This window comes from Streptomyces xanthochromogenes (assembly GCF_014650455.1).
Taxonomy (GTDB): domain Bacteria; phylum Actinomycetota; class Actinomycetes; order Streptomycetales; family Streptomycetaceae; genus Streptomyces; species Streptomyces xanthochromogenes.
Genome location: NZ_BMUZ01000003.1, coordinates 221,377 through 238,737 on the forward strand (window position 1 = coordinate 221,377; position 17,361 = coordinate 238,737).

17 protein-coding genes are annotated in these 17,361 nt (G+C 67.7%); 4 read left to right on the forward strand and 13 right to left on the reverse strand.

Annotated features, from left to right (window positions below; all coding sequences use genetic code 11):
- The first annotated feature begins 62 nt into the window (after positions 1 to 62).
- Complete coding sequence (locus IE267_RS08295) at positions 63 to 521, forward strand: MarR family winged helix-turn-helix transcriptional regulator (protein WP_161249381.1); 459 nt, start codon at positions 63 to 65, stop codon at positions 519 to 521.
- Positions 522 to 940: 419 nt separating this feature from the next.
- On the opposite strand, the gene IE267_RS08300 is transcribed toward IE267_RS08295, so the two are convergent.
- The 3 genes from IE267_RS08300 to IE267_RS08310 form a co-directional block, all read right to left on the reverse strand.
- Complete coding sequence (locus tag IE267_RS08300; protein WP_229860855.1) at positions 941 to 1,147, reverse strand: hypothetical protein; 207 nt, start codon at positions 1,145 to 1,147, stop codon at positions 941 to 943.
- Positions 1,148 to 1,311: 164 nt separating this feature from the next.
- Entirely contained in the window at positions 1,312 to 2,001 is a 690-nt protein-coding gene (locus IE267_RS08305; RefSeq protein ID WP_189762650.1) for an immunity protein CdiI family protein, read from the reverse strand.
- Positions 2,002 to 2,356: 355 nt separating this feature from the next.
- Entirely contained in the window at positions 2,357 to 2,926 is a 570-nt protein-coding gene (locus tag IE267_RS08310) for a TetR/AcrR family transcriptional regulator (RefSeq protein WP_189762651.1), read from the reverse strand.
- Between the two features lie 80 nt (positions 2,927 to 3,006).
- Between IE267_RS08310 and IE267_RS08315 the strand changes: the two genes are divergently transcribed.
- Complete coding sequence (locus tag IE267_RS08315) at positions 3,007 to 3,927, forward strand: NADP-dependent oxidoreductase (protein ID WP_189762652.1); 921 nt, start codon at positions 3,007 to 3,009, stop codon at positions 3,925 to 3,927.
- 379 nt (positions 3,928 to 4,306) lie between these two features.
- Here the strand turns inward: IE267_RS08315 and IE267_RS08320 are convergent, their stop codons facing one another.
- Positions 4,307 to 4,894 carry an SMI1/KNR4 family protein gene (locus IE267_RS08320; protein WP_189762653.1) on the reverse strand — a complete coding sequence of 196 codons (588 nt, stop codon included), beginning with the start codon at positions 4,892 to 4,894 and terminating at the stop codon, positions 4,307 to 4,309.
- Positions 4,895 to 5,077: 183 nt separating this feature from the next.
- Here IE267_RS08320 and IE267_RS08325 point away from each other — a divergent pair, with 183 nt between their 5' ends.
- Positions 5,078 to 7,066 (forward strand): potassium transporter Kup, encoded by a 1,989-nt coding sequence (locus IE267_RS08325; protein ID WP_229860857.1) that lies wholly within the window; start codon positions 5,078 to 5,080, stop codon positions 7,064 to 7,066.
- A 957-nt stretch (positions 7,067 to 8,023) separates the two neighbouring features.
- Here IE267_RS08325 and IE267_RS40255 read toward each other — a convergent pair.
- The 3 genes from IE267_RS40255 to IE267_RS08345 all read right to left on the reverse strand — a co-directional run bounded on the left by IE267_RS40255 (position 8,024) and on the right by IE267_RS08345 (position 9,946).
- Complete coding sequence (locus IE267_RS40255; protein ID WP_373304495.1) at positions 8,024 to 8,260, reverse strand: hypothetical protein; 237 nt, start codon at positions 8,258 to 8,260, stop codon at positions 8,024 to 8,026.
- A gap of 140 nt (positions 8,261 to 8,400) precedes the next feature.
- Positions 8,401 to 9,429 (reverse strand): immunity protein TriTu family protein, encoded by a 1,029-nt coding sequence (locus IE267_RS40260; RefSeq protein ID WP_308428722.1) that lies wholly within the window; start codon positions 9,427 to 9,429, stop codon positions 8,401 to 8,403.
- Positions 9,430 to 9,805: 376 nt separating this feature from the next.
- The gene (locus tag IE267_RS08345) at positions 9,806 to 9,946 is read right to left on the reverse strand and encodes a hypothetical protein (protein WP_189762654.1); all 141 of its coding nucleotides are present in this window, start codon (positions 9,944 to 9,946) and stop codon (positions 9,806 to 9,808) included.
- A gap of 145 nt (positions 9,947 to 10,091) precedes the next feature.
- Between IE267_RS08345 and IE267_RS08350 the strand changes: the two genes are divergently transcribed.
- Positions 10,092 to 10,463 (forward strand): hypothetical protein, encoded by a 372-nt coding sequence (locus IE267_RS08350; protein ID WP_189762655.1) that lies wholly within the window; start codon positions 10,092 to 10,094, stop codon positions 10,461 to 10,463.
- A gap of 96 nt (positions 10,464 to 10,559) precedes the next feature.
- Here the strand turns inward: IE267_RS08350 and IE267_RS08355 are convergent, their stop codons facing one another.
- The 6 genes from IE267_RS08355 to IE267_RS08380 form a co-directional block, all read right to left on the reverse strand.
- On the reverse strand, positions 10,560 to 10,976 hold the full coding sequence (locus IE267_RS08355; RefSeq protein ID WP_189762656.1) for a hypothetical protein: 417 nt from the start codon (positions 10,974 to 10,976) through the stop codon (positions 10,560 to 10,562).
- A gap of 382 nt (positions 10,977 to 11,358) precedes the next feature.
- On the reverse strand, positions 11,359 to 13,590 hold the full coding sequence (locus IE267_RS08360) for a TIR domain-containing protein (protein ID WP_189762657.1): 2,232 nt from the start codon (positions 13,588 to 13,590) through the stop codon (positions 11,359 to 11,361).
- A gap of 457 nt (positions 13,591 to 14,047) precedes the next feature.
- A complete protein-coding gene (locus IE267_RS08365) occupies positions 14,048 to 14,872 on the reverse strand; it encodes an SDR family oxidoreductase (RefSeq protein ID WP_167161195.1) in 825 nt (274 codons plus the stop codon).
- Positions 14,873 to 15,085: 213 nt separating this feature from the next.
- Positions 15,086 to 15,571: a DedA family protein gene (locus tag IE267_RS08370; RefSeq protein WP_189762658.1), complete on the reverse strand. Its 486-nt coding sequence runs from the start codon at positions 15,569 to 15,571 to the stop codon at positions 15,086 to 15,088.
- A gap of 923 nt (positions 15,572 to 16,494) precedes the next feature.
- Positions 16,495 to 16,689 carry a hypothetical protein gene (locus IE267_RS08375; protein WP_167161191.1) on the reverse strand — a complete coding sequence of 65 codons (195 nt, stop codon included), beginning with the start codon at positions 16,687 to 16,689 and terminating at the stop codon, positions 16,495 to 16,497.
- Between the two features lie 22 nt (positions 16,690 to 16,711).
- On the reverse strand, positions 16,712 to 17,029 hold the full coding sequence (locus IE267_RS08380; protein WP_189762659.1) for a hypothetical protein: 318 nt from the start codon (positions 17,027 to 17,029) through the stop codon (positions 16,712 to 16,714).
- Positions 17,030 to 17,361: the final 332 nt, after the last annotated feature.

Below are 17,361 nucleotides of genomic sequence, written 5' to 3' on the forward strand. Positions count from 1 at the left end.
TGCGTACGCACACACCTTAACAAGTGCGTGCGCACACATGCAACAGGCATTAGACTGGAGCCGTGACTGAGCGGGATTATCAACTTGAGGCCTGGCGGGCGCTGCTCCTCGCGCACAGCAGTGCGGTGCGCGCCATCGAAAGCGACGTCCAGCGCGACGGCCGCGTCCCCCTGACGTGGTACGACGTCCTCCTGGAGCTCAAGGGCGCAGGCGAGCGCGGCCTGCGCATGCAGGAGGTGGCGAGCCGCGTCGTACTGAGCCGTACGCGGGTGAGCCGCCTGGTCGACGAGATGGTGCGGGCCGGTCTGGTGACCAAGTCCGCCGACGCCCAGGACAAGCGGGTGTCCTGGGCGGCGATCACGGACCAGGGCGCGCAGGCTTTGCGCGCGACCGCGCCCGTCTACATGCGCAGCATCCGTCGGCACTTCTCCGCGCACCTGTCGGATGAGGACGCGATGGTCATCGCGGAGGCCCTGCACAAGGTCGCGGCCCAGGGCGACGACGAGGTCCGCTGGGAGTGAGACGAGCAGCACGCCGACGCGTCCCGGCGGCCGGTGCGTGCGACGCTCCCCCGACTGCAGTGGCTATGGGACGGGGTGGGCTCTTTCGGCTCACATCCCGAGTTGACGCTGGGGCCTTCAACTACGCCGGACGTCTCACGCTACGCCCCTCCGCCCAGACGGACCCGCCTGCGCGACCCCCAGCTCCGGCTCTTCAATCCGCGGGTAACAGCCCTCAAGGAAGGAGACAGGCAACGGAACAGGGCCTTCTCCCGCTCCCTGTTCGCAACCCTGAGTGACCGGGCAGGGGGGCTGCCACGAGAAGACGATCGCCCAGGGCAAGCACCACCCAGGCCCTGCTCTGCCTCGCCAGACGCCGGACTGACGCCCTCTTCACGATGCGCCGCGACGGAACCTGCTACCAACCTCAACCCGCCAAGTCAGGCTGCATCGCCGAGAGCCCGCCGCGCTTCGGCCCACAGCCGGTCGAACTCCTCCGCGGAGATCTCGGCCGCCTGGCTCTGGTCCTGCCAGCCGTCCGTGGAACCTTCGGCGAGAACGCCGTACTGCCGCTCATAACGGACCATCGCCGCGAGATCGCCCTGATCACGCAAGTGCAGCACCTCTTCCAAGGCGGCCGCCGTCACCGGACGCGAGTCCCGCCCCCGGACCTCAACCTGCCGAGCGGCCCAGCCTCCGTCATCGGCCTCGAAATACAGCCACAGATCTTCATCCGTCAGCCGGCCCAGGACACGGTTCCCGGCCAGCGCTTCCCCAACTGCTTCTCTCTTGCAGCAACTTGGCCGCATCGCTAGGCCAACCCTCGATAGGTGACGGTTTTTTCGGGGCCCAGCTCATAGGCGATGCGCTCGGCCAGCCTCCCACCTCGTTGGTCGAGCTCCGCCCGCCTCGCGCTGTCGCTGTCCTCGTCTCGCTCCCGCAGGTAGAGCTCCATGTTGGCGTCGATGTCGCCGGACCACTGGTACAGGTCGGCGACGAGTTCGTCAGAAAGGTCGAGGCCGAAGGCAGGGTCATCCGGAGCAAAGTCTTCAACTCCCTCCGCACGCAGCGGATGCCACCCATATTCGCCTTCGACAGTGAGGTACAGCGGAACCGGCGGGCTGGTGTGCGCGTAGGCGGACCAGTGCAGGCGCGGGCACTGCCAGCACACGAACTTCGTTGTGCTGTGGCCTTCGTCCCAGTAGCACACGACCCACAGGGAGCCGAGATGAACGGCCACGGATCGTGCGAGCTCCAGCCCTCGTTTCTGACGCGCGCGCAATTCCTGTGGGGAAGCGGTCCCTTGAGCAGCACGAGCCCCGGACCATTCGGTCAACTCCTGTACCAGTCGGTCGGAGAGTGCCAATTCCGGGTCATTGAGTGCAATATTGCGTTTGGGACCATCGAAGCCCGCAACGTTGGCGCCGTCCAGTACGTAGAGCGGTGACGACTGCCCTGTGGCACGGACGAGCAGGTGGCCTGGTTCCGAGGTGATGGTCATGCTGGGTTCGCTCCTTCGATGAATCCGTTGTCTCCCGAGTCCCCGTTGGGGATGACGCCTGGGCACCCCCGTGACACCAGACTCGATCCGGTGTGGGGCAGCTGATCGGCATCGAGGTCGCTTGCCAGCAGCCACTGCCGCAATGTCTACGAAGCCGAATTGCGCGTGGACCCCAAGGCTGCCGAGGCGCATGGCTTGAACGGAACGCTCCTGACATCTCCGCTGATCTCGGCAGCCCGGGGAGCGAGGCAGCCGCGGGCTGTCGCAGGCTAACCGCGACACCCAGCACTACGGCCCCTTCCGAAGCAGCTCAAGCCATTTCCCTGATCAGCGATCAGCGGTCGGGGATACGGGATCAGTGGACGACTCCGGCCGCGCACACATCGGCGAGCGCCTGCCGTGCCAGCGGGCCGAAGCCCTCGCTGTTGTCGGTGTCGATCCACTGGTCGTAGGCGATCTCCCAGGCAAGCGAGCCCAGTTGCGCGGCCACACGCGCGGTCAGGCTCGGGATTCCGCGGCGATTGAGGGCGTCGATCATCGAGGCGGTGAGCTCGATTCTCTTCAAGGCTTCGCGTTCGCGCAGTTCCGTGGTGGCGTTCAGCACGGCCTGGCGCCGGCCGCTGAATTCGCGGCGGTCCGCGGTGAAGAACGTCCGGCCGAGCGCGTCGAGGGCCTCGGCCACCGAGTCGAGCGGCCCGGACTCCGGTGGCGCCGAAGCGATCCCTTCGACGAGCAGACCGGCCACCGTGCCCCCGCCGAAGAGCACCTCGCGCTTGTCGGGGAAGTACCGGAAGAACGTGCTTTTGGTGAGACCGGCGTGCTCCGCGATCTCGATCACGGTCGTGTTCTCGTAGCCCTGCTCCTCGAAGAGATCGAGGGCAGCGGCGGCGAGTCGTCCAGGTGCGTCGGGTTGCCAGCGAGCCATGGGAACAGTGTACGGGACTTGGTCCCATCACTGGTGTACGGTCGATAAGACCAAGTCCCATCACTGGCCAGGAGTCACCGATGAGTAGAGCTGTGCGTTACCAGCGGTTCGGCGGTCCCGAAGTACTCGAACTGCAGGAGATACCCGAGCCGCACGCCGCCCCGGACGAGGTCCGCGTCCGGGTCACGGCCGCCGGGCTGAATCCGATGGACTGGCAGATCGCCAGCAAGCCCGACATGGCAGCACAGTTCGGCCTCTCGCTGCCGGCCGGGTTCGGCAGCGACTTCGCCGGCGTGGTGGACGAGGTCGGCGCCGAAGCCACCGGATTCACGGCCGGCGACCGGGTGTTCGGGGCGGCGATCGGCCGGTCCGTCGCGGATTTCGTGCTGGTCAAGACGTCGGCCGCAGGTCTGTGGCCCACCCCTGACGGCATCGGCGACGAGGTGGCGGCTACGCTTCCGGTGTCCGGTCTGACGGCCTCCGCCGCGCTCGCCGCGATCGAACTCCGCGCCGGGGACACCGTTTTGATCGGTGGAGCGGCAGGGGGCGTGGGCATCTTCGCCGTGCAACTGGCGAAGCTTGCGGGCGCCCGGGTGATCGGCACCGCATCCGAGGGTACGTTCGGATTCCTGCGCGGGCTCGGCGCCGAACCTGTGGCGTACGGCCCTGGCTTGGCGGACCGGGTGCGGGCCCTGGCGCCCGAGGGGATCACCGCCGCAACCGACCTGTTCGGAAGGGAGGCGGCCGAGACCGCCCTCAAGCTCGGCGTGGCACCCAAGCGGATCTCCGTCGTGGCCGACGGGCCCGCCCCGCCACCCGGTGTCAGCAAGGCGGGCGCACTCGACGCGGGTCCGGGCTCCCTGGAACGGATCGTCGACGCGATCCACGCCGGCGAGATCACGGTTCCGATCGCGGCGACCTTCCCGGTAGAGCGGATCCGCGAAGCCGTGACGACACAGGCCGAGAGGCACGTTCACGGCAAGATCGTGATCAGCCTGTGAACCGGCACGAGCCCGGGCTCGGCGACCAGGATCCACTCTCACAACAGGGCCTAGCGCGGCCGAGCCCGGGCTCGTCGGGCTGGCGGCGCCGTCTCGGCTGAGAGTGGCCGCAGAGCTGCGCACCGACCGGCGACGGTCGATGTGCAGCTCGGGCCCATCGGTTCGCGGCTTCGCGAGGGGCGATCCCGTTCCTGTAACCGACGGCGCGGGCGGCCGCGTTGCGTACCGCGAGGCCCTGCGGGGTGCGGGGCACCATGAGCCTGGAGAGCAGACCGACGCGTCGCTGCCGCGGACCTGGCTCACGGCGGAGCCGCGCCCCACGTACCGTGCCAGAACCGAGTGGGGCCCGAGCGTGCTTTCCATGGAATGTCACGGCGAGTCAGAGTCTGGGGGCCATGCGATGACGGCCTGGATGGGCACGGAGTCGAGGTGAAGTGAGTTCGAGAGCCCGGTTGTCACGTCCGGCGCTCATGTGGTTGAGCCAGCGTTCGTACCAGTCGAGGAAGTCGTTGGCGGAGGAGACCTTCGGGCCCCAACACCCGTCGCTGTTGCCCGTCAGGACGCGGCCGGCGAGGGGACCGGTCACTGCGATGAGGCATACGTCGGTGCAGCCCATCTCGATGACGTGCAGGAAGAGGTCGCCTCCACGGTCCCCGGGTCTTGCGCCCTCGAAGCCTCGGGGTGTTCCCGGTTCTCCGCGCGGGTTCATGACCAGCAGGGAACATCGCTCCAGCGGCATGAGGCCGTAGAAGGGGGCCGCGCCTGAGCCACCGATGTGCATGAGGAATTGCCGATGGGCTTCGGGGAGGGCGGTGTCGTGTTCGGCCTCAAACGCAGTGATGCGCGTTTCCGCCAGCTTCGGGCCGAGACAGAACTGGTGCTGCTCTTCTCCGAAGGAGTGGCTGCGCAGAGGCTGGAACGGTATCGCTGCCAGCTTGCGACGGAGGCGGGGTACGCGGGGGTCCATGGTGCATCTTCCCTCGCCAGGTATTCATCGGACGAGCGGGGAATACGAACTCGGCTACGCATGAGGGGCGTTGACGACATTCTCGCTGCGCATCGGCGCACAGTTCGCGCTACGCGGAGTCGACCATCACGTCCGTACACAACGCTAGGATCGGCTCGCTGCTCCCGTTGATTGGATTCGGCGTTGACAGACGAACCTGGCGTGCCGGCGCCCTCCTCTCCCTCGGCCCCCGCCGCTGAACCGCCACAGAAAGCAGGCCGCTACGACGGCAGCCGTCCCGATCGGCACCGCACCGGGCCGGCGGCCCTGGCGCTCGGCGCGCTGGGGGTGGTCTTCGGCGACATCGGCACGAGCCCGCTGTACTCCGTCCAGACCGTGTTCACCGCCGACAACCACCGGGTACAGACCCATCCGGTCGAGGTGTACGGGGTAATCTCGCTCGTGTTCTGGGCCATCACCGTGATCGTCTCGGTCAAGTACGTGACGTTCATCCTGCGCGCGGACAACGACGGCGAGGGCGGCATCATGGCCCTGACCGCGCTGCTGCAGAACCACTCCTTCAAAACCCGGCGGGGCAAGGCCGTCCTGATCGCGCTCGGCATCTTCGGGGCGTCCCTCTTCTACGGCGACGGCATCATCACCCCGGCGATCTCGGTGCTGTCCGCGGTCGAAGGCGTCAAGGTCGCCACCCCGGCTCTCAGCCACCTCGTCGTCCCGATCACCCTCACAGTGCTGACCGCCCTGTTCGTCATCCAGCGGTACGGCACGGGCCTGGTCGGAAAACTCTTCGGTCCGGTGATGGCTCTGTGGTTCACGGTCCTGGCAGCCGCCGGGATCAACGGGATCAGCAAGAACCCCGCCATACTCAGGGCCCTTTCGCCCACCTACGCCGTCGCCTTCATCGCCGAACACGGGACGGTCGCGTTCGTCGCTCTGGGAGCCGTAGTACTGGCGGTGACCGGTGCGGAGGCGCTGTACGCGGACATGGGCCACTTCGGCCGCCCGCCGATCACCCGCGCCTGGTTCCTGGTGGTCTTTCCCGCACTGACCCTCAACTACCTCGGCCAGGGTGCGGTGATCCTGCGCACCCCCTCAGCCGCGGAGAATCCCTTCTTCCTGATCGTCCCCGGCTGGGCGCGGATTCCGATGGTGCTCCTCGCCACGGTGGCCACCATCATCGCCTCCCAGTCGGTGATCTCCGGTGCGTTCAGCGTGACCCGTCAGGCCGTCCAACTCGGCTTCCTGCCGCGGATGACGATCCGCCACACCTCCGAGCGGGAAGTCGGGCAGGTGTACTCCCCCGCGATTAACTGGATCCTGTACGTCGCGGTGGTGGCCCTGGTCCTGGGTTTCGGATCGTCAGCCGGGCTGGCGTCCGCCTACGGGGTGGCCGTCACCGGCACCTTCGTCCTGAACAGCGTCCTGTTCCTGGCAGTGGCCCGCAGTCTGTGGGAAAAGCCCCGATGGCTGGTGGCCCTGGGCGGAACCGTCTTCCTGACGGTCGAGGTCGCGTTCTTCCTCGCCAACCTCACCAAGATCACGCACGGCGGATGGCTGCCACTGCTCGTAGCCGGCGCAGTCTTCACCGTGCTGCTCACCTGGCGGCGCGGCCGCATCATCGTGACCCGCAACCGCACCAGGGAAGAGGGCCCGCTCCTGGAGTTCGTGGAACGCCTGCGCACCTTGGAACCGCCAGTCCACCGCGTGCCGGGCACCGCCGTGTTCCTCAACGCCAATCCCGACACCACTCCCCTGGCGCTGCGGGCCAACGTCGAACACAACCATGTCCTGCAACAACGCGTGATCATCATGCACATCCAGGTCCGCAACGTCCCCCACGTGCCCGCCGGTGACCGTCTCACCAGCAGCAACCTGGGTTTCGACGACGACGGCATCAGCGGCCTCGACGCCAGCTTCGGATTCCAGGACGAACCCAACGTCCCCGCCGCCCTGCACCTGGCCGTCAAAACCGGGCACCTCACCGCCCAGGACCTCGAAGAAGTCACCTACTTCCTGTCCCGGATCACACTCGTGCAGTCCAAACAACGGAACATGGCGTCCTGGCGCAAGAAACTGTTCCTCACCATCTCTCACAACTCCGCCCACCCAGTCACCTACTTCGGGCTGCCCATCAGCCGCTCCATCAGCATGGGCGAGCAAATCCCCCTCTGACCCTCCTCGACATGGGGCAAGCGCCCAGTCCGGAGCCGACGGCACCGGTGTGCAGGAATGATGCGAATGTCGGCCGGACAGCCATTCTCCGCGCAGATGTCCCCTCCGACCGATCGCCATCGCGCCGGTGACGCGCGTTGCCGCTGGGTGGCGTTGAGCACTCGGGTTGCGTCAACTCCGGCGAATGCAGCAGGACTTGGCGCCCATCAGCACGTCGAGAGGAAGCGTTCCCTGGCGACGGGGGACGCACCAGGGACCCGCCCCTGATCAACGCCTGCGCATCACCTCGTCCTTGACGGCACGAAGGGACCGCACGGCCTTGATCACCTTGGTTGACAGTCCTGGGACTTGATCTGCGAGGTAGCCGAGGACGGATACCCCTCCTGTGATCGAGCCGACAGCCACTGCCGCCCAACCCGCCACTTCCATATGCCCTCCGAGGGTGTCGTGATGACGGGCCGGAAGACCGAAGCCTTCCGACGCCCCCGAGAGCCCTCGAACACGAGGACTACGGATGCCGCAGGAGAATCCACTGTAGCCATCGCGGCGGCGGGCGAAAAGAGATCGGGCATGGACGGATTCACCCAGAAGTCCCACCGGACGTGAAACGCGCTGCCGGACACCTCGCCCCGGTTGTCGGCGGCCTGGCCGATGGCCAGTCCTGGCCCACGGGCCTCGGCTCCGCATTCCGTAACAGCGGTCCGCGCGATGAGTTGCCGAAGTGGACCTCGACCGTGCAGTACTGGGTGAAGTCACCCAGGGCGAGTTGAAACAGGGAGCGTGCCGGGCTACGGACGGCCCCCCGGCACGAACACTTCGGCCGCCACTCCCCCGGTTACGGCGTCGCCGAAGGCATACCGGAACTGCGCACGGTCCAGCCCTTCCTCCGGCTCCGGGTCAGGGCGGCCCTCGCCCGGAACCGAGGTAACCAGCCCCAGCAGCAAGGGACTTCGTAGATCAGAGCGTCTTGATGGTGCCGCCGTCGATGACGTGGTCGGCACCGGTGATGTTGCCGGCGACGTCGGAGAGGGGGAACGCCATCAGGGCCGCTACCTCATCGGGTTCGCTGATGCGGCCGGTCGTGGTGTCGAAGGCTCGCGGGATCTGCTGGAGGAACGCAGCGTGCTCCGCTCCGGCCCCGGCCGCCACCTTGCCACCGAAGCCTTCGAAATCCTCCCATATGGCACTCGGCAAATCCCTGGCTGAGGAGTTCGGCCCCCAGGGGGTGCGCGTGAACACTCGGCCAGGGCGGCCTTGGCAGCTCGGGGCTGTCGCTCGTGTTCGCGTCAGATGTCGTCTACGTCTGTCCGCAGGGCCGGGTCCAATCCTCGTGATCAGCCGTCCGCACCAGGGAAGATCAAGTCGAGTGTGGGGCCGAGAAGGGCAAGGAGTTCCTGCTCGGTTCGGAGGTCTCGGTGTTCGGAACGGTGGTCACCGGTGCCGAAGTCCACGAAGTCGAGTTCGGCTTCACCGCTGTCCCAGACGGTGACCTGAATACCTCGGTTCGCGGCTGAGCCAGCCAGCCATGCACTGCTCTTGGGGCGTCCGTCTTCTGGGGAGTGGCCCATCTCGGCGGTGATTCCGCGCGCACGAAGAGCCGCTTCGTTCTCACCGAACCATGTCGTGAGCGCGCGTGGGAGGTTCGGCGGTTGATGACCGCTTCCCACTGTCGGGTAGGACATCTGGAAGGCGAGGCGCTCATCGGCCTGGTCACCGATGTGAGCGAGCACAGTGTCCAGGTCGAGGAACTCCTCCCAGACCGACCGTCCGCTCGCCACTGCGAGTCTGGTCACCACAAGGTCTTCGAGTGCAGGTACCCGCTTGTTCTTCCAAACCTTGTCGGCCAGGCTGACCAGGAGGTCTTCCATCCCGGCACCTTCGACATTCCAGGCGGCGTGTGTCGCGGCGAAGCGTGCCATGACCGAATCGACGCCCTGAGCCATCAGTAGCTCACGACCGGCTTCTTCGTGCTGGGAACCGGGACCAGACAACTCGCCAGGGTGCAAAGTCTTGCCGATGTCGTGGGTCGCCGCGCCGAACAGAACGGCCTTCGGATTGATGCCCAGATCGAGATTGCGTATCGCGATCCATTCAAGGAGCTGCGCTGCAACGTCGTGGACTGCTCGCAGATGAGCTACCAGGCGCGGCGGAGCGTCGACCTTGTCGAGCAGTTCGGCTATTGCGATCGGCAGCGGACGAAGCGGGGGCCGGTCTATGTCCTGGAGGGCGATCGAGAGTACTCGCGAGGTCATCACCGGGACAGGGTAGGCACTGCGGTCGCAGTAGGTGTCCGGCTTCGAAGGCCAGGTAAGCGTCGCCGAGCTGTCGGTCAGTTGCGGCAAGCTACCCGCAGCACGCGTCACGACGGCTCAGCGAAGCAGTGTCGCGGCCCCGCGCCACTCGTCTCGGGGTTGAGTGAGCGGGGCCGCAACACCCGGCCGGATGGGGGCATCCAACCGTGAGGCGTTGATCATGTGCCCGTTATGACCCGGCTCATGCACGCCTGCCGAACCATTCTGTGATCAATCTGCTCTAGTTGGCGGCCCGATGTGGTGCCGGAGCCAGAGATTCTCTCCCGCCGGCACTACGCGTACCGGGCGCGGAGCGGTGCTCGCCAGATCTGGGGCAACCCGGCAAATGGTCGCCTGCGGGAACTCGGGCAGGTAGCCGTGGCCGGTCACCCTGGACGACGCTTCTCGCGCGACCTCACCGGAGCGGCCGTGCGCGCCCCGCACTGTCTCAAGAGCCGTGCTCCGAGATCGCGAATGCGAGGAACACCTCCCCCTCCAGCTCGGCCGCCATCCCAAGGTGAAGATCTTTCGGCGACGGCCACCAGGCATCAGCGATCGCCGAGTTGGCCCGCGCAGGCTTCGCGCTCACGCGCGGTCCATTGGAGGGACCCAGGCGGCGGGGAGCGTCATTCCTCTCGTGCGGCATTCGCACGGCCTTGCGCACTCCGCGCCGAGAGGTCTTGCCCCGCGGGACATCGTCACCAGCCTCGCGTCGGCCTGGATATGTTGGCGGCATGGCGACGCTCCTGCGGCACCCTCGACCTGGATTCACGTGGAACTGGTGGGCCGTCGACACCAAGGGTTTCCTCGTGCAGTTCAACGACGGGGCCGCCCCCGAGCACCTGCTGGCGCACGTGGACCGCGTCGACGCCGCCGCCTCATGGGCGGAGGTAAACCGCTCCGGGTGGTTCGACCGTGATCCCCTGCCGCTCCACGCGTTCGTCTGTAACGGCGAATTGCCGACCTACACCCGGAACGGCGTCCCGGCCTCCCCATTGCGACTGTCGGACACACCGGCAGCCATCGCAGACGTCGCGACCTTGGTCGAACTCAACAGGGCAGTGGGAGACACCTGGACGATCCACCTCGACGAGGGATGGGCATAGGCAACCCCGCTCTGGGCCACCCTCAGACCGAGCGCACCATCTCCCGAGCTGCCTGATGCACCGTCAAGGCCCTTGCCCCGTACGTACGGGACGGGATCAGTGCGGACGGGGGTAGACGCCGCACGAGGTGATCGGCTTACCTTTCGCGTCGTCGAGGCAAACGCCGGCGTAGGAGCCGCCCCCGACGACGTCCGCGTGCAGCGTGGCGGGGACCGATGTCACCGTGTTGCAGTGAGTGCTGCTGCTCCTGGCTCCCAGGGGGTTGGCGAAACCGTCGAACACGCTGTACCAGGCGCGTCGGCAGCCCTTGGACGTCAGAGTCCCGGTGAACGTGGCCGAGCGATTGTACCAGTGCAGGGTGCCCTTGATGAAGCTCCCGGCCCCGTCGGACACGTACACGGCAGAGGGGGGCAGAGCGGCGGGAGCGGCGGCTACCGACGGCGCGGCCAGCGCCGTGGACGCGGCCATGAACGCCGCCGTGAGGAGGGTGAGAACGGGAGGTCGGCGCAGCACGGGCAGGTCTCCTTCGCTGGCGGCGGGACGCCGTGACTGACCCCCCTGAAACCGCATGGTGCGCGGAGTTTAGCGCGCGGGCCCCTCGTCGGCGGCGCCCTGCCGGGCTCGCCAAAGCTTGCGTACGACTCCTGTCGGATTGAGCTCGTCTGCCAGCACTTCTGACTACTCGGCAACGTGGCCCTAGTCGCTTCCGCGTCAAGTCATTCCGTTTCAGTTTTGCTTGCCCGCTCGGTGTCGCGATCCTGCTGTCCCGGTACAACGTCGGTATCCAACTGGCCAAGCCACCAAAGGAGTTCATCGCCGCGCACGCGGCCGGCTCTCCGTCTTCCCATTGGCGGCCGAGACCTGGAGACCCGGCAGGACCACTCTGCGTCTCGCCCTACCAATCGATGAAGACCTGGACGCAGTTCATGTAGAGGAACAGGCCGATCGCAAAGAGCAGCCAGGCCAGCAGCAGGGTGTAACCATCCCAGGAAGAGAGCGCCGCACGGCGCGGTCGCCGGGGCCACGGCCTCTTGGCCCTGGGAAGCCAGGAGCGGCGAGCGGGAGAAAAGACCGGGAGCGGTGCCAGGACAAGGGCGGCCACGTACCACCCCAGCCCTGCGAAGAGGTAGGCGACGAACAGGTCCGCACCGGGCAGGTCTTTGGGCAGAAAGGCCTCGACGACTCCTGGGGGCCGCACCGGGGTCCACAGCATCGAGGCACCCGTTGCGCACCAGAGCACTGTCAACGCCAAGGCGACCGCATAGGAACGGGTGAGCTGGGCGGGCGTCAGGCGCCGGGCGGCCAATCGGTCGGCCATCCGGAGAAGTGCCGCCGTCGAAGCCACGGCCAGGACCGCGAGGGCCGTGCTCTGGGAACTGGTCGGTGCGAAGATCAGTCGCGCCAGGGCGAAACCCGGAGGGAACGCCGCGGTCACCCGGAATGTGGAAACGAGCACACGCGGCGCGAGCGGAGCGCGGAACCGGTCGGCGACGACCGGGACGGGTACGGGGTCCGCCAGACCCGGTGCGGAGTCGGGCCGGCACACCGCCTCGACCAGGGCGAAGAGATGCTCCGGGCGCTGTTCACGGAAGTCCAGCCACTGATAGCGCCTCAGCGCCCCGGTGTCGGCGGGTATGGCCACCTGGTCCAGCAGCACGCAGATCGTCCGCGGCGCCCCTTCCTCGATGGCCTCAGCCACATCCGCCCAATCCACATGCGAGCTGACGAGAACAAACGTCCAGCCCGCGTTCGGCGCGACAGCCTCCGTGTCCGGTGCGGAGCTCGCCCCAACACCCGCCAGTCGAAAGGCCGTACGCAGGAGTTCGGCCATGGACTCGTCGGCCCCCGCCGGGCACCGCACCTGCAGGCGGACGTTCCCAACCGGTCGACCCTGACCGACCCCGTTCCGCTTGCACAGCAGTCGCCACTCCCGCAGAAACCGCTGGTCCATGTCCCGCCGCCGCGCCTCCGGCTGCCCCGCATCGGGCCGGGGCTCATGAGCCAACTGCCACATCTCCCGCCACCCCGCCCGTAGTCCCGGGCTCCGGCTGGGGCGGACGGCACGCCGCCTCGGTCCCGAAGCCACATGCGGGACCTCGGTGACGCGGCGACGCTGGTAGGCGACGCCCATCCCGGCGGGCAGCCACAGATAGAACCATCGGGACCACAACGCGCAACCCAGGCAAACCACTGCGGCCACGGCGGCGACGGCCAGGACCCGGACCGCGGCGGCCCCCTCCTCGGTCACCGCCGGCGGAGTGGGCCAGACCTCCCTCGCCACGGTGGGATCGCCGATGTCAGGCAGGGCCAGCACCGCCCTGACGCCGTAACCGCACACCGCCGACACGCCCCCGGCGGCACCGACCGCGACCACGAGCGAGAGCCAGCCGCAGCTCCGTCGCGCGAGGCCGACCGCCACAGCCAGCACCGCCGGCCCGAACGGGGCCGCCATCACGGTCATCGTGAGAAAGGAGAACTGCGCGACGTGCCAACGCCCCAGTCGAACCCCGTTCAGCGCATTGCCCCGCCACACACGGGACGCCTCGAATGGGCTCCTCTCGGCGAGATGCCCCACCGAGATGTCCAGCCTCACCAGGAGCACGCTCGCCCAGACCAACGCGGCGCCCATGATCGCGGCACAGACCACGAACGCGACGATGGAGGCGGGCACGCGAGGCCACGGCAGGCGCTGCGGCACCAGGCGACCGGTCCTGGGCTCCTCACCGTCCGGCTCGCTGCCAAGCCGTGCCCCGGTCCCGACGATCTCCTCGCCGAGCACGTGATTCCGCTGCCAGAAGCGGACGCGCAGGTCGTGCACCGGATAACCCGCCAGCTCGGGCGGCACCTCCGTGCCTGCGATCACGCCTACGTACACCGGAATCCCGCGCTCCAGCGCCCTGCTCCACTCCAGGCGAACGTACTCCGAGGCAATCGCCGCGGGCGAGGCCAGCAGCAGGAGCGCATCGGCCGTCTCCAGCGCGTCGTCCCACGCGGCCTCCCAGTCCATCCCCGGACGCAGCCGTTGCAGATCGAACCAGGGATTCAACGGTTCGTGCGCCCAAAGCGCCGCGGTCACCGCCTCCGCCGAGTGGAAGTCGCGCCGCGAGTAGCTGACGAAGACCTTCAACGGCCGGCCGCCGCCTGCTGGCGCTCCCTGTAACTCGTCGCGCCCGTCCCCCACCGCAGCCCCCATCTTCGACGGTCCCCCTCGGCATGCCAATGCCCTCCCCGCCGAAGCACCGGTTCACACCTTCCACTGACATGGCTCTGGCTTGGGTTGGTGCGGATCCCAAGAGGGTGGAGGGGCCCACGGACATGCACCCGGTGATCAAGTCCGTGCCGGCGAGGCAATCGTCGACAAAGGCGGGATGCGTCTGTGCCGATACGCATAACTGCCGCTCCGGATAAGGCAGTTGAGGGTGCGAGGGAGTCAGCAGGTGTGCCCTCGCGGAATGGGGCCGACCGGATTCACTTTCCGGTCGGCCCCATTCTTCGCGTGCGGGCTTGGCTTGTTTCCGCGCGCGCCTGCCCGCTGCTTTCCGCGTGCGGCTGCCCGCTGACTCGCGCCGGTCTCCCAGCCTGGCTCAGCCCTGCGCCAGCTCCGCCACCGGCTGCCACTTCTCCCACACCGCGAGACGCTGCTCGTAGTCCGCCTTGGCAATGCCCAGCGGGGCCGAACCGAAGAAGCAGCGCAGCGGCGGCTCGTCGGCGTCGACGATCTTCAGTACGGCAGCGGCGGACGCGGTCGGGTCGCCCGGCGTGCCGACGCGCTTGCGGCGCTGCTCCTGCACCTGCTGGTGGAAGTCGGCGTATGCCGGCAACGGCTCGGACGTGCTCGACGAGGAACCCGCCCAGTCGGTGGCGAACCCGCCGGGCTCGATCAGCGTGACCTTGATGCCGAACGGCGCCACTTCCTGGGCCAGCGCCTGGCTCATGCCTTCGAGCGCCCACTTCGACGCGTGGTAGATCCCGACCAGCGGGAAGGCGCTGATGCCTCCGATGGAGGAGACCTGGAGAATGTGACCACTGCCCTGCTCACGCAGGAACGGCAGCGCCGCCTGCGTGATCCAGAGAGCGCCGAACAGGTTGGTGTCCAGTTGTGCGCGCGCCTCGGCCTCGGTGAGTTCCTCGATCAGGCCGAAGTGGCCGTAACCGGCGTTGTTGACCACCACGTCGAGACGCCCGAACCGCTCGTGCGCCTGCTGTACGGCGGCGAAGCCCGCCTCACGGTCCGTCACGTCGAGACGCAGGGGCAGCAGGCGTTCTCCGTACTTCTCCCGTAGGTCATCCAGTGTGGAAAGGTCGCGCGCGGTCGCGGCCACCGAATCGCCGCGGTCGAGGGCGGCGATGGCCCACTCCCTGCCGAAGCCGCGCGAGGCGCCGGTGATGAACCAGATCTTCTGCGTCATGGTGCGCTCCTCATGGAAACTCGTCGTCCGTACGGACAGCACGTCGCGGTGTTTCTCCCACCAGACAACACCTTCGAGTGGACTCGAAGGCAACTCCGGTGCTCCCGGAGGAGGCGTTCCGGGACGACCTCGATGGCATTCGACCGCGGTGCGATGTGCCACCGTCCGGTGGCGGTCTGTGGCGGCGCGTCCTGCGGCCCGTGCGCGATGGGCTCAGGATTCCTCGGCCGCGACGTCACCGGCGGACAGGGCCGCCGCCCGCCTGCGGCGGTACACCACCGCCCCGCACGCCGCGAGGCACAGGACCGCTATGGCGGACACGCCCAGGGCCGTCTGCTCGGCGAAAAGCCGCCCCAGTCCCTTGAACACCGCGAGCCCCGCCGTCGCGTAGATCAGCGCCCAGGCCGCCCCGCCGACGAACAAGGCAGGGAGGTAGCGCGACAGCGGCATGCGCATGCTGCCCGCGAGGAAGTTCGCGACGGTCTGGAAGCCGACGGTCAAGAAGGACACGGCCACGGCCAGCGCGCCCCAGCGCTGGATCGCCCGCTCGACGCGGCGGAACTTCGCCGAGGAAATCGGCCCGGAAAACCTGCTGCGCCGGGCACCGGCGCCGGCGAGCCATCCGACCGCGAAGGTCCCTCCGGCACGGAACAGCACGATCACGTACAAGGCTGCGGCAGTGAGCAGGACCTTACCCATGGCACCTCGCCCCGGGCTCAGCCCCGCAACGCATCACGTGCCCCACCCGCATGGCGTCCCGCCCCCGGTGGACGCAAGCCCGGTCACCGTCTCTCACCTGCGCCCTGCCTCTACCCGTTCCGTCCAATGGAGCCCGCCCTCGGAACCGGCACACGATCTTGTGCGCCCGCACGCCAGGCACGTTCAGCCTAACCGAACGGGCGTGCGGGGTCTGAACCTCCGGAGGAACGACGACGTAACCCGCTGGGTTCGATGAGTCACCGGTCCCGTCACCTCCGGGAGGGGCCACATGCCGAAGTCCGCCAAGACACTTGCTGGCGCGGGCGGTAGTGGCGAGAGGTGTTCCGCGGTCCGCAACGGGATGCAACTGTGCGCAGGCCCATACAAGCCACTGGGCGAACTGCCCCACAGCTCAGCTCCAGCTTCCGCGCACGGGTGGCGTGGTCCACGAAGAGCAGTCACCACATAGGTTCTGGGCGAACGGAAGCCAGCGACTGTCGGCAGTGCGGCCTACGACCAAGTCCTCCTCACCTTCATCTCGGGCCCCCTGCATCAGCTTGGGTTGGTGGGGCCGTTGGCTGCCCCATTGACGATGGCTGGGCCTAGCTCGTCGCGGGTGCCGGGCCAGGCTGCCTTGCCAGGCACCCGCGACGAGCCTGGCAACGAATGGTGCTTCTGGGGTAACGGTGGCTCCGTCGGCCGGTCAGTTGAACCGCGGCGCTTCACGGATGGAGAACATGAGGCTCCCGTCGGGACGCCAAGACCTGCTGCTGCGCGGCAGGGATGCATCCGGCACCTCACACATGACGGTCGCGTGGCGAGACACCTACGCCTACCTGTAGGGCGAGAAATCGCCAGGTAGCCAACAGCACAAGCGGATGTCCGTGGCCGCGCTCGAAGGCGGCCACGGACGGTGAACGGGACTACTGCTTGTGCACCCAGTAGTCGGGCGGGAAGTCGCCGGGCTCCGTACGCCGAGCCCACCCCGTCGCGGAGAGGGGGACGCCCTCGATGCCGGGCTCGGTGGGTTCGGCTGGATCCGTCGCCTCGCAGAAGGCGTCCCCCTCGGCGTTGCCCTGGCTCGGCGGGGGGTATCCGAAGGTTCCCGGCTGATTCACTTTGACGCCCTTCGTTGACGGTTCAGATGCACGTCCACGAGGACGCCTTCCCGTACAGCAGGGTCCCCCGCACCTGGGTATCGTCCTGGGCCATAGCATAACTGCGGGCCTCCAGGCGGTAGTTGTGGCGACCGCCCGAGCCAGAGCAGTTGAGGAAGAACGTCGTATCGTTGTGTTGGCCACTCGTCTGCGGGCCTATCAACGAGTTGGTGATCCGTCCCCATCCTCCCTTGTCGTTGGCGAACTGCCCTTGGGTCCATTGGGTTCGGAAACTCCCTGAGCAGTCCTCACTGGTGCCGGCTTTCAGGTCGATGAGGTTGTTGGGGACAACCTCGCCCACCCACAGAGTGCACAGGAAGCTGTCCCCCGGGACCGAGGTCTACTTCAGCACTCGTGGGGTGTGAGGGCTGCACAGAGTGGTTGACCAGAAACGCTCACAAGTTCGCCTGTCGATGTGGAAGGGCCGGGCGCACAGGTGTGCCTGGCGCTAAGCAGCGCACCGGAAGCGGCTTGCGCTGCTCGACGACGATCCGGGTTTGGCCATCGCCTCAACGGGGATCTCCGGCCGCTCCGACTTGAGTCGGGGCTGCCGGACCCGGCCGGACAAAGGGCCGGGACGTGACGGTCCACTACGCTCTCGACGACCCGGCCAACTTCGTCCTGGACATCGAG